Source organism: Enterobacter cloacae complex sp. FDA-CDC-AR_0132 (assembly GCF_003010695.1).
Lineage (GTDB): Bacteria > Pseudomonadota > Gammaproteobacteria > Enterobacterales > Enterobacteriaceae > Enterobacter > Enterobacter ludwigii.
The window spans coordinates 3,935,400-3,947,086 of sequence record NZ_CP027618.1; the positions used below are offsets into that span (position 1 = coordinate 3,935,400).

The 11,687-nt window shown below is 55.3% G+C and carries 10 protein-coding genes; 3 read left to right on the forward strand and 7 right to left on the reverse strand.

Going from position 1 to position 11,687, the window contains the following annotated elements; all coding sequences use genetic code 11:
* Position 1: 1 nt before the first annotated feature.
* From AM379_RS19145 to AM379_RS19160, 4 genes are all read right to left on the reverse strand, one after another.
* Positions 2-661: an O-methyltransferase gene (locus AM379_RS19145; protein ID WP_106504089.1), complete on the reverse strand. Its 660-nt coding sequence runs from the start codon at positions 659-661 to the stop codon at positions 2-4.
* An 88-nt stretch (positions 662-749) separates the two neighbouring features.
* On the reverse strand, positions 750-2,129 hold the full coding sequence (locus AM379_RS19150) for an efflux transporter outer membrane subunit (protein ID WP_020884213.1): 1,380 nt from the start codon (positions 2,127-2,129) through the stop codon (positions 750-752).
* On the reverse strand, positions 2,126-3,208 hold the full coding sequence (locus AM379_RS19155; RefSeq protein WP_014169974.1) for an HlyD family secretion protein: 1,083 nt from the start codon (positions 3,206-3,208) through the stop codon (positions 2,126-2,128). Before AM379_RS19155 ends, AM379_RS19150 begins: the two co-directional genes overlap by 4 nt.
* Before the next feature lie 31 nt (positions 3,209-3,239).
* A complete protein-coding gene (locus AM379_RS19160) occupies positions 3,240-4,892 on the reverse strand; it encodes an MFS transporter (RefSeq protein WP_047744619.1) in 1,653 nt (550 codons plus the stop codon).
* A 202-nt stretch (positions 4,893-5,094) separates the two neighbouring features.
* Between AM379_RS19160 and AM379_RS19165 the strand changes: the two genes are divergently transcribed.
* The gene (locus tag AM379_RS19165) at positions 5,095-5,898 is read left to right on the forward strand and encodes a YdcF family protein (RefSeq protein WP_106504090.1); all 804 of its coding nucleotides are present in this window, start codon (positions 5,095-5,097) and stop codon (positions 5,896-5,898) included.
* A gap of 48 nt (positions 5,899-5,946) precedes the next feature.
* Here the strand turns inward: AM379_RS19165 and gap are convergent, their stop codons facing one another.
* A complete protein-coding gene (gene gap / locus AM379_RS19170) occupies positions 5,947-6,948 on the reverse strand; it encodes a type I glyceraldehyde-3-phosphate dehydrogenase (RefSeq protein WP_020884211.1) in 1,002 nt (333 codons plus the stop codon).
* 189 nt (positions 6,949-7,137) lie between these two features.
* Between gap and cybB the strand changes: the two genes are divergently transcribed.
* Positions 7,138-7,668, forward strand: coding sequence for a cytochrome b561 (cybB, locus tag AM379_RS19175; protein WP_025204247.1), 531 nt, complete (start codon positions 7,138-7,140; stop codon positions 7,666-7,668).
* Between the two features lie 49 nt (positions 7,669-7,717).
* On the opposite strand, the gene AM379_RS19180 is transcribed toward cybB, so the two are convergent.
* Positions 7,718-8,785: an oxidoreductase gene (locus AM379_RS19180; RefSeq protein WP_106504091.1), complete on the reverse strand. Its 1,068-nt coding sequence runs from the start codon at positions 8,783-8,785 to the stop codon at positions 7,718-7,720.
* A gap of 13 nt (positions 8,786-8,798) precedes the next feature.
* Positions 8,799-9,542 (reverse strand): DeoR/GlpR family DNA-binding transcription regulator, encoded by a 744-nt coding sequence (locus tag AM379_RS19185; RefSeq protein ID WP_063215359.1) that lies wholly within the window; start codon positions 9,540-9,542, stop codon positions 8,799-8,801.
* 736 nt (positions 9,543-10,278) lie between these two features.
* Between AM379_RS19185 and AM379_RS19190 the strand changes: the two genes are divergently transcribed.
* On the forward strand, positions 10,279-11,616 hold the full coding sequence (locus AM379_RS19190) for a TolC family outer membrane protein (RefSeq protein WP_106504092.1): 1,338 nt from the start codon (positions 10,279-10,281) through the stop codon (positions 11,614-11,616).
* Positions 11,617-11,687: the final 71 nt, after the last annotated feature.

Sequence of the window (11,687 nt, forward strand, 5' to 3'; positions counted from 1 at the left end):
TTTAGCGATTCACCACGGCCAGGGTAAAGCCATCCCATCCTTTACTGCCCACCGTTTGTAGCGCGGTCGCCGTCAGGCGCGGGTTATCCCCGATCATCTCAATAAATCGTCTGACGCCCTGTACGCGGGCATCGTCGCTTTGCGCGTTAATCACTTCGCCGTCCCGAACCACATTATCCCCGACGATCAGCGTTCCCGGACGCGAGTAGTACAGTGCCCACTCCAGATACCCCGGATTGTTTGGCTTATCGGCATCGATAAAGATCAGGTCGAACGGCGGAATATCACCGACGTGTTCAAGAGAGTACAGCGCCGGGCCTTCAATGAGCTCAATCCGATCGCTGAGCCCCGCCAGCTGGATATTCTGCCGTGCAACGCGGGCATGGATGGGGTCCGCTTCGAGGGTGATCAACTTCCCGTCAGGTGGCAGCGCACGCGCCATCCAGATAGTGCTGTAGGCGCCCAGCGTGCCGATTTCAAGGATCCGCCGTGCCTGCGTCATGCGGACAAAAAGCGCCAGCAGCTGCCCCTGATTGGCCGCGACATCGTGTTCGGGTAAACCAGCTCGCTGGTTGTTTTCCAGCACCCGCTGGAGGATATCATCCTCGGGAATGAGTGAAGAGATCATGTAATTATCGACTGCAGACCACTGTTGTTGCATAGATTGACTCCTGAGTGGCAAACACCGGGTTGCGCTGCGATCCGGTTTTCGCCCCCTCCATGCCGGAGAGGGCCTGTGGGGTATCAGGTCACGCGTTGCTCCAGCCTCCGCCCAGTGCTCTGTACAAATCAACCTGCGCCAGCAGCAGGTTATTTTTGACCTGCACGACGCTGGTTTGTACCGAGAACAGCGTGCGCTGGGCATCCAGCACATCCAGGTACGACGAATAGCCGTTGCGATAGCGGTTTTGCGCTATGCGCAGCGTCTCTTGCGCCACATCTTGTTGGGCAAGCAGCTCCGTCAGTTGTTCCTGATAGCGCGTGATGGCATCAAGACTGTTATTGACCTCGGCAAAGGCGTTACGGACGGTTTTTTCATAACTGTAAAGCGCCTGGTTGCGCTGGGACTGCGAAATATCCACCTGGGCGTTCAGCGCCTGGCGGTTGAGCAGCGGAGCAAGAATGCTGCCGCCGACGCTCCAGAGCTGCAGCGGGTTGTCGAGTAAGCCGGAGAGCGTGCGATCCTGTATCGATCCGGTTGCGGTCAGGTTGATCGACGGCAGCAGGCTGGCGCGTGAGGCAGCCAGCGAGGCATCAGCCGCAACCAGTTGCTTTTCAGCCTGCACAATATCCGGACGGCGATTAAGCAGCGAGGAGGGCAGTTGCGAGGGCAATGTCAGGGGCGTCAGGGCCGCGAAGCTTTCACTGCGCGCGACCTCGCCCGGGTTGCTCCCCAGCAGCAGGCTCAGGGCGTTCTCCTGCTGTGCAATCTGATGCTGCAGCAGGGGAACCTGCGCCCGCGTGGAGCGCAGTTCGGAGTCGGACTGCATCAGCTCCAGGCGCGAACTGTAGCCCGTTTCAAACTGGCGTTTAGCGAGAGTGAATGCCTCTTCCCGGGACTTCAGCGTGGAGCGGGTGACGCGAAGCTGTTCATCGAGGGAGAGCAGGGTGATATAGCCGGAGGCGACCGAGGACGCCACGGTAAGATCTGCTGCCGCCGCCGCGGCTTTCTGCGCGTCCAGCGAGGCTTCAGCCGCATTCGCGGTGCTGCGGTTTACGCCCCAGATATCGACATCATAGCTGGCGGTGAGGCTGCCTTTATACAGGCTGCTGTAGATCGGCAGACCGGTGGCCGCAGATTGTGTCCGCGCGCGGGTGCCCGTGACGCCAGCATCCAGCGACGGAAACAGGCTGCCGTCGGCCGCGTAGACCCGCGCCTGATACTCGTTAATCCGTTCGCGGGCAATCAGCACGTCGCTGTTGTTCTTAAGCGCCAGGTCCACATAGCGGTTCAGATTATTGTCGTGGAAATTACGCCACCAGAGCTGTTCTGCAGGGCTTGCCGGGCCTGCCGTTGCTCGCCATTGCGTGGGGATGTGCAGCGACGGCTGCGCCGGTTTCACGTCGACCGACTGGCAACCGGCCAGCACGGTCATCATCATCAGAACGGCTATCGGGCGAAGGGTCATTGCTTCGCCTCCCGCGTATCAATGGTCACCTGCACCGACATGCCCGGACGCAGAAGCTGATAGGCTTCCTGGTCACCCAATACTTCAATTCGCACCGGAATACGCTGGGCAATTTTGACAAAGTTACCCGTGGCGTTATCCGGCGTGATGGCGCTGAACTCAACGCCGGTTGCCGGAGAGATGCTCTCCACGCGGCCCTGATAGGCCTTATCATTTAACGCATCGACGGTGAATTTCACCGGCTGACCCACCCGAAGCTCCGCCAGCTGCGTCTCTTTAATATTGGCGATCACCCAGTGCTGAGGTGGCACGAGGGTGGTGAGGTGGGTTCCGGCGGTAACATAAGCTCCCAGACGAACGGCGATCTGACCAAGCTGGCCGTCGCGTGGCGCCACAATGCGCGTGTTTTGCAGGTCAATTTGCGCCAGCTCCAGCGCCGCTTTGGCGTTTTCTACATCCGCCTCCAGCGCGCCGCGATTGACGATCACCGTTTGCAGATCCTGGCGCGACATTTCCAGCGTGGCTTTCGCCTGGTCAATGTCGGCGCTGCCCTGGGCTGCGCTTGCCAGCGCGGCGTCGCGCTCACGGATAGACAGTGAACCATCCGCCGTCAGGTCCTTTACGCGTTTCAAATCCGCCTGGGATTTCAGACTCTGGGCGCGGGCATTTTTCAGAGCCGCTTCGTTTTTGGCGATCACCGCTTCGGCACTCTTGCGCTGTTGCAGGTTGTTGTTCAGGGCGGCAATCTTCATCGCCAGCTGTGCCTCGGCCTGATGCACCCGCTGGCGGTAGATACGGTCATCAATCTGCAGCAGCAGCTCGCCCTTTTTAACCCGGTCGAAATCCTGCACCTTCACCTCAGTGATATAGCCGTTAACCTGCGGGCTGATAAAGGTCGTCTGTCCGCGCACGTAGGCATTATCAGTAAACTGCGAGTGGCGGGTGAACGGGGGTAGCTGCCAGGCGTAGAGGATCACCAGTACGCCGACAATACCGATTGCCGCCGCGGTGAAAACCGAAACGATACGGACATTTTTACGGGTGTTGGCCTGCTCTTTAGCGGCATCCTGCTGACTCATAACATCTCCAGAGAAATCATCTTCATATTCATTACTTGTTGCCTGTTGCCTTCTTCAGGGCCATACGGGCAGTCAGGCGCAGGCGCAGCAAGCGCCATAAAATCCAGACCAGGGTGGTGGCGGCAATGCTCGCCGTCAGTAAATAAGTATCGTTATAAGCCAGAATATTTGCCTCAAGCGTTGAAACCGTTTGCAGCTGGGTGATGGCCTGGGTGCCCAGCAGCGAGCTGTCGCCAATCAGGTTCCGGTACAGCCCGGTGTAAGCCTGAATACGGTCATTCACCAGCGGGTTCAGGGTTGTGAGCTGATCGGCCAGCATACTGGAGTGGTATTTCTCGCGCCAGGTCTGGAAGGTCCCCAGGATGGCAGAGCCGAGCAGGCCGCCGAGGTTCTGGCTCATGCCAAACATCACCGAGAAGCTCACCAGGTTGCGCGGATCGGCGATAACCCCGCCAATGGCGGCCAGCATGGCGGGCGCGAGGAAGAAGGCGCTGCCGAAGCCCAGCAGGAACTGGCTGAGCATCAGCTGGTCCGGGCGGGTCAGGTTGTTCGACTGGCTGTCCAGCAGGGAGGCAACAATCATGAGCGCCAGCGAGGTAATGATCGGCCACGCCAGTTTAGTGGGCTTGATGGTCAAACAGCTGGTCACAATCCCGCAGACAATACCGGCAAAAATAGACCACGCCAGGTGGGTCATCTGCTCATTCTGCAGGCCGACATACTGCAGCCAGCCGATAACGCCGGTGTTTTGCTCCGCCAGCACGATGCGGATCAGCAGCATAATGAGCCCGAGACGCACGATGCTGCCGCTCGATAGCCAGCGGGTATTCAGCAACGGGTTAGAACGGTTATGTTCAAACACGATCGCAGACACGATTAATACCAGCGCTAATGCCAGCGACCAGCCGATCCACGGCGCTTCAAACCACCAGTAAAGACGGCCTAAGGAGAGCACCGCGCAAAGCAGCGCCATCCCCGGGGCCAGTAAAAAGAAGGTGATGAAGTCTTTTTTCTCGAAGACCTTGCGCCGGTCGCCAGGAGGCAATTTCAACGCTATCACGCAGGCCAGTGAAATGAGCGCCAGCCCGAGCTCAAAGAAGTAAAGCCCGCGCCACTCGTCAAGCTGCAGCAGCTCGGTCGAAAAGAGGCGGGCGAGGGGGATGGCGAGCGATGACCCGGTAATCCCGATGGTCAGTGCCTTCAGACGGTGTTTCGCGGGCCAGGCCTGTATCTGGTAGTAAATACCGAGGGAGCTGAGCGCGGCGGCCACCATCCCGTGTGCGGCACGCACCATCAGCGCGGAGCTGAGATCGTTTACAAACAGGTGGAAAAAGGTGACCAGCACATACAGCACCAGAAAACCTTCCGTGAAGGCGCGCAAACCATACTGCTGGCGGAATTTCACCAGCAGCAGGTTGATGGAGATGTTGGTCATTACATACACCGCCGGGAGCCAGGCGATTTCTGTCGACCAGGCCCCGAAGGTCCCCTGCAGATTTTGCAGATTGGCGGTGACCACCGCATTACCCAGCGCCCCCGTCAGGCACACCAGCAGACCGACAACCCCATAGGCAATCCGTTTTGGCGTGCTGTGTTCTGGCGTGGAGGGCGAACCCAACAGGGCGGGTTTCTCATGAGGCTGCCACTCGCGAGGAGCATAAGGGTCGCGTTCGGGCAGGCGCATAACGTCTTTTACCTTAGAAAAAATTGAATAATGAGTGGGCTAACGATTCTACGTTTGCCGCAAATGATAATTCAAGTGAATATGATTTTCGCAGGTTAATCAAATGTTGAAGAACAGGTTAAGGAAAAAGAGCGGCCCGGGAGGCCGTTGTTTTGTCGATCTGAAGTCGTTAATCTGAACCAGAGCAACTGAGGACATCACCATGGTTCAGACGCACTTTCCCCTTCTGCCGGAGTCAACCCTGGCGGCAATCAACACGGTCGGCCAGTGGCTGGCACAGGATGATTTGGGCAATACCCGCGACGTGGCGGCGGTTGACAGGGTTATTCTGGCCGGAAACGCGGTGATGCCGACCATCGACGCTGCCTGCCGTATTGCCGCTGAACACGACGTTCCGTTACTGATTAGCGGAGGGATTGGCCATTCGACCGCGTTTTTGTATGCGGCCATCGCTCAGCATCCGCGTTATCACACTGTCCCGGTAACGGGGCGAGCGGAAGCAAGCATTCTGGCCGATATTGCCCGCCAGTTCTGGCAAATCCCTGATGCGCGCGTGTGGGTTGACGATCAATCAACCAACTGCGGAGAAAACGCGCGTTTTAGCTGGAACATGCTCAAACAGCATCAACAGACGTCCGGGCGCGTGCTGGTCGTGCAGGATCCGACCATGCAGCGCCGCACGATGGCAACCTTTGCCCGCGTGTGCCGTGACGAGTCTGCTTCGCCGCAGTGGGTCAGCCACCCGGGCTATACACCGGTGCTGAAAAATGGCGAAAACGGGCTGGTGTTCAGCGGGGAGAGCGCTGGCCTGTGGCCGGTAGAGCGTTACCTCTCGCTCATTTTAGGCGAGCTTCCGCGACTCTGTGATGACATGAACGGCTATGGCCCGGCCGGGCGTGATTTTATTGCACACGTTGAATTCCCTGACGAGGTGACTGCAGCGTGGGCACGGTTAAAGCAGGATCCTGTGCTTACGGAAGCCCTGAACCACCGGTCGCTTCTCTGAGCAGAGGCCGTTTGCGGTATTCCCCTCTCCGCGGAGAGGGGACAGGCATTACAGCGAGGCGAATTTGTCCAGCGTGCGCACCAGCTGGGTGACGAAACCGTATTCGTTGTCATACCAGGCGACGGTTTTCACCAGTTGCAGATCGCCAGCCTCTGAAACTTCGGTCTGTGTGGCGTCAAAGACAGATCCAAAGTGGGAGCCGATCACATCAGACGAAACAATCTCTTCATCGGTATAACCAAAAGATTTATTCCCCTGCGTCGCTTTTTTCAGCGCGGCGTTGATCTCCTCAACGGTGACCTTTTTACCCAGAATCGAGACCAGCTCGGTCACTGAACCGGTTTTCACCGGTACGCGCTGGGCGTGGCCTTTCAGCTTGCCGCTGAGGGCCGGAATCACCAGACCGATGGCTTTGGCCGCCCCGGTGGTGTGCGGAATGATATTCTCCGCCGCGGCGCGTGAGGCGCGAAGGTCTTTCCCGCGCGGGCCATCCACCAGCGCCTGCGTGCCGGTATAGGCGTGAATGGTTGTCATGGTGCCCACTTTTATTTCAAACGCATCGTGCAGGGCTTTTGCCAGTGGGGCGAGGCAGTTGGTGGTACAGGAAGCAACGGAAATAATCGTATCACTGGCGTCAATGGTATCGTCATTCACGTTATACACGATGGTTTTCATCTCACCGGCAGGGGCAGAGATCAGCACTTTTTTGGCACCGGCCTCGAGGTGTGCCTGTGATTTTTCTGCCGACGTGTAGAAGCCTGTGCATTCCACGACGATATCGACGCCCGCGGCTTTCCACGGGATATGTTTTGCCTCTTTTTCGGCGTACACGGCGATAGTTTTTCCATCAACAATCAGGGCGTCTTCAGTGAAATCTACGCTCCACGGGAAGCCACCGTAGTTGGAATCATGCCTGAGCAGATAAGCCAGTACTTTGGGAGAAGTAAGATCGTTGATGGCGACGACGGTGTTGCTGTCCTGGGTTTCAAGAAGGCGACGCAGGACAAGGCGTCCTATGCGTCCAAATCCGTTAATGCCAATTTTACTCATGGTGTACTCCTGTGAACGCGTCTTTGCGACAGTTTGAACTCATCCAGGCTTAGACCATCACGGACAGGGCGGCAATTGAAGAAGCTTCATGCGAGGGGAAGTATTTGAAAAACCATACAGAAAAATTAATGAATTTTTAAGGAAAGGGGATTATGTTGGCGCGATATCGGTTATTTATCAGGAAATCTCATGCGTACTAAATATACAAGCCTGCAAATTGCTATCCACTGGCTGGTGTTTTTGTTAATCATCGTCGCCTACTGCGCGATGGAGTTCAAAGGCTTCTTCCCACGCACCGCCCGGCCGGTAATCAACATGATCCACGTTTCGTGCGGCATCTCTGTACTGGTGTTGATGGTGACGCGTTTAGTGGTTCGCCTTAAATTCCGCGCACCGCCGATTGAACCGAAGCCAAAACCGATGGTGACCGGACTGTCCCATCTTGGTCATCTGGTGGTGTATCTACTGTTCATCGCGTTGCCGCTGATTGGTATTGTCATGATGTATAACCGCGGTACTGACTGGTTAGCCTTTGGTCTGGTGATGCCGCACGCGGCAGAATCGAATTTTGATCTGGTCGACGTTCTGAAAGAGTGGCACGAGACGCTGGCCAACGTGGGGTACGTTGTGATTGGTCTGCACGCGATGGCGGCGCTGATGCATCACTATTTCTGGAAAGACAACACCCTCCTGCGCATGATGCCAAAAAAACGCCAGTAACCTATAACCGCGAGCCCTGCAGCAGTCTGCAGGGCTTTTTTTTAGCGTTTTATTGCAGTTGAGCGCGTTCTTCCGGGGTTAACTCCAGCGCCTGAGTGGTGCCCGTCTCTGAGGATTTCACGGCCGCTTCCAGTACCGCCATCACCGCCAGCGCCTCGACCGGATGAACCGGATTGGTGATTTTTCCGAGTAGCGCATCACGCACGTTGATGTAGTACTGACGCTGATCGCCTTTCGGCGTGGTAACGGTCTGCGGCTCACCGTTTGCACCAAAGAACACCATGCTGTCACTGTCCTCGCCCCAGGCCTCACTGCCGGGGATCACGCCCGCCAGCAGTTGCGCTTCCTGTTGGTCGATTCGGGCTTTCACCACGCTGCCTTTATCGCCGTGAACGGTAAAACGTGCCGTTCCGCCAGCCACCAGCATGCTGCAGTGCAGAATCACTTTATGTTGCGGATAATCTAAGACCACGTGTGCCCAGTCGTTAATTTCCGCGCCGTCACGCAGCGTGGCGATATTGCTCTGTACCGACTGTGGCAGTCCAAAGAGCTGCAGCGTCTGGTCAATCAGGTGCGGCCCCAGATCAAACCACAGACCACTACCGGGCACGTTTTGCTCTCTCCAGCGTACGCGCACTTCCGGGCGGAAACGGTCAATGTGCGACTCAAGGTGTTTGACCTTGCCAAGGGTTCCTTGCTCAATAATCTGCTTAATGCCGAGGAAGTCGCTGTCCCAGCGGCGGTTATGGAAGACGGAGAGCAGCCGTTGCTTCTCTTGCGCCAGGGCAATCAGGTCGCGGGCTTCCTGCATGTCGAGCGTGAACGGTTTATCCACGACCACATGTTTGCCTGAATTCAGGGCAAGCGTTGCCAGCGGCGCGTGGGTGGCGTTAGGGGAGGCAATCACCACCAGATCGACATCGGGATGCTGAATTGCCTCTTCCGGGGTTGCCACCACCTGAACATCAGGAAGATCGCGTTTAACCTTCTCTTCATCACGAGACGAAACCACCGTCAGCTTAAGGCCGTCCACGGACTGGATCAGCGGGGCATGGAAGGTCTTGCCTACAAATCCATACCCGATCAGCGCAATGTTGATTGTCTTCACTTTACTCATGACCTTCTCCACGTTATTTCGCGCAAACCGTAATGTGCATTGCGCCAGGGTCCCCAAGCTCAGGCCAGGGACGATCTAAAAAGAGGTGCTGGATGTTGGATAATCCGCTGACCAGATACGGTTCACAGCGGTTTAGTTTCAGATGGTCGGCGACAATCCAGCGCTCACGGCTGGCCGCGAGCATCGCCCGTTTGACCTCGGCATCGGCCTCTTTTCCGGCGCTCAGACCGAGTTCAGCATGGATAGCACAGGCTCCCAGAATGGCGATATCCGCGCGGTAGCGTGACAGCAGGGAGAGGGTGGCGCTGCCGGCAAACAGTCGCTGCTTGTGATCCCATTTTCCGCCGAGCAGGATCAGTTCGATATCGTCACGGTCGCTGAAGTGCCACGCGATATCCAGCGAGGTGGTGATGATTGTCAGCGGTCCCTTCAGGAACGAGGCGACAGCCATTACCGTGCTCCCCGCATCCAGAAACAGCGTCGAACCTGGCGGAACAGCCTGCGCCACCTGTTTACCAAGACGTTGTTTGGTTTCCGGCAGCAGTGTATTGCGCCCCTGACGATTCATGGCCGACAGATTCAGGGCAATTGCCCCGCCGTGGTTCTTTTGCGCCAGCCCCTGTTTCTCGAGATCGGTCAGATCCCGGCGGATGGTGTCCGCTGAGACCTGCAGTTTGTCCGCCAGTTCCGTAATGCTGGCCTGCCCGTGCTCACTAATGATATCAAGCACATATTTTTGTCTGGCCGTTTTGTGCATGGGTAAATCCCGCAAAATGACGCAATAAGTTGCATATTACAGCATTTTACCGCAGAGGGAAGGGTGTTGATCGCCAGTAAGTATCAATGTCCGGTATTGTTCAGATTGGTTATTATTAAAATGTTATTAATACGGTGTGAGTGATTCATTCCAAATGTTAACAGCAATGTTATTGTTGTGTTTTATTAAACACACTGGCGTATATAACCATTGTGATACCAATATGCAACCATTAATGCTTTAATGAAATTAATAAATAGCAATAAATTCTGTGTATTTTTATATTAATAGATATTAATGTTGTATATGGCATTATGGTTACTTAAATTGACATTTCTTTGAAAATCTTTGTGTCTGACGCATGCTGAAATTAACGCAAAAATGTGCATCCGGCGATTCTAAAATTTTACTTAAATAACAAAGACTTTATTTGTTTCATTTGAAAGCCCCTTTTTAAGGTTTTGTCCAGAAACCCCATCTTTTTTCTTATCTGTAACACCACATTAACATTGTGGGTGTAGTTGCCTATAGCGCATTTTGTTATGCTGCAAACCAGTTAAAGAAATAAGTAAATTCTTATTGTCATAAGAATATGGTCGGCTCTCATCTCCAATGGAAATGGGGTTGGGGAGCGTTTGTCCAATATTTATTCGGACCTAGGTAAGATATTTGTCGAATTATTTATACCCCTTTAGGGGTAAATATTTAAGCGTCATTCAGAGTCAGGGAGATAAAAATGACTATCATGCGAAATAATATGTTGCTGAGATTTCCAGTCGCCCTGGCATTAATTTCGCTAGCCTTTAATACGGCCTCTGCGAATAGCCGCCAGGTGGGGATTGCTCCGATTGCCGCGACAACATTAAAAGAGAGTATTCTTTTTGCCATCGATCGCGATCCGTCGATTAGCCAGCAGGCCGCGCAACTGGGAATAGGTCAGGCACAAATAGATGAAGCACGCAGCGGCTGGATGCCACAAATATCGTTAAACGGTAGCACTGGCCATAGCCAGACCACCGATTCCAGCGGCTCGCTGCGCAATTCTGCGGCCTGGGGATTGAGTCTGACGCAGCTGGTATACGATTTTGGCAAGACCAACAACAGCATCGACCAGTCCACGGCGCAGCGCGATAGCTATCGTTACCAGTTGATGAGCACTTTGTCTGCGGTGGCGGAAAAAACGGCGCTCAGCTACGTAGAAGTCAAACGCTATTCCGACCTGTTGCAGGCCGCCAAAGAGAACGTTCAGGCGCTCAAAAACGTTGAACAACTGGCCAAACTCCGCGCCGACGCAGGCGTCAGTTCAACCTCTGACGAGCTTCAGACGCGCACGCGCATTGCCGGTATGCAGGCCACGGTCGAGCAGTATAACGCGGCGTTAAACAGCGCCCGCGCACGGCTTGCGGTGTTGACTGGCATGGAGGCCGAGCGCTATTCACCTGTACCGGCGAAGCTTGCCATTGAGCAAGACTCGCTTAATCGCATTGATTACTCGTCCATTCCCGCGGTCATGGCCGCGCAGAATATGGAGCGTTCAGCTCAGTATGGCGTGGCAACGGCAAAGTCTCAGCACTGGCCGACGTTAAGCCTGAAAGGAGGCCGCACCCGCTACGAGTCCGACAACCGTTCTTACTGGGATGACCAGATTCAGCTCAATATTGACGCACCGCTATACCAGGGGGGCGCCGTTTCAGCCCGCGTTCGCCAGGCCGAAGGGGCAAGGGCCATGGCATCGTCTCAGGTTGACCAGGCGCGGTTCGATGTCCTGCAAAAAGCCTCTGTCGCGCAGGCTGACTGGACCGGCGCGCAGGGGAGAATGCAGGCGGGGAAGCTGCAGCTGGAAAGCGCGTTACGCGCCCGGGATGTTTACAGAAATGAATATACCCTGAGCAAGCGGAGCATTAACGATTTGCTCAGCGTTGAACAGGATGTCTGGCAAGCCACCTCAGCCAAAATAATGGCTGAATATGATGGCTGGAGTTCGGCGATTAATTACGCATCTGCCGTTGATAATTTGATGCCAATGATCGGCATAGAGAAAAACGCTGCCGCAAAATTACCTGATTTGAGTTAAAAAACACGCGTCTTTTTGTGCGAAATAAGTAAGAAAATAATGGGTGCTTTTTCCCAGGGATAGCTACATCC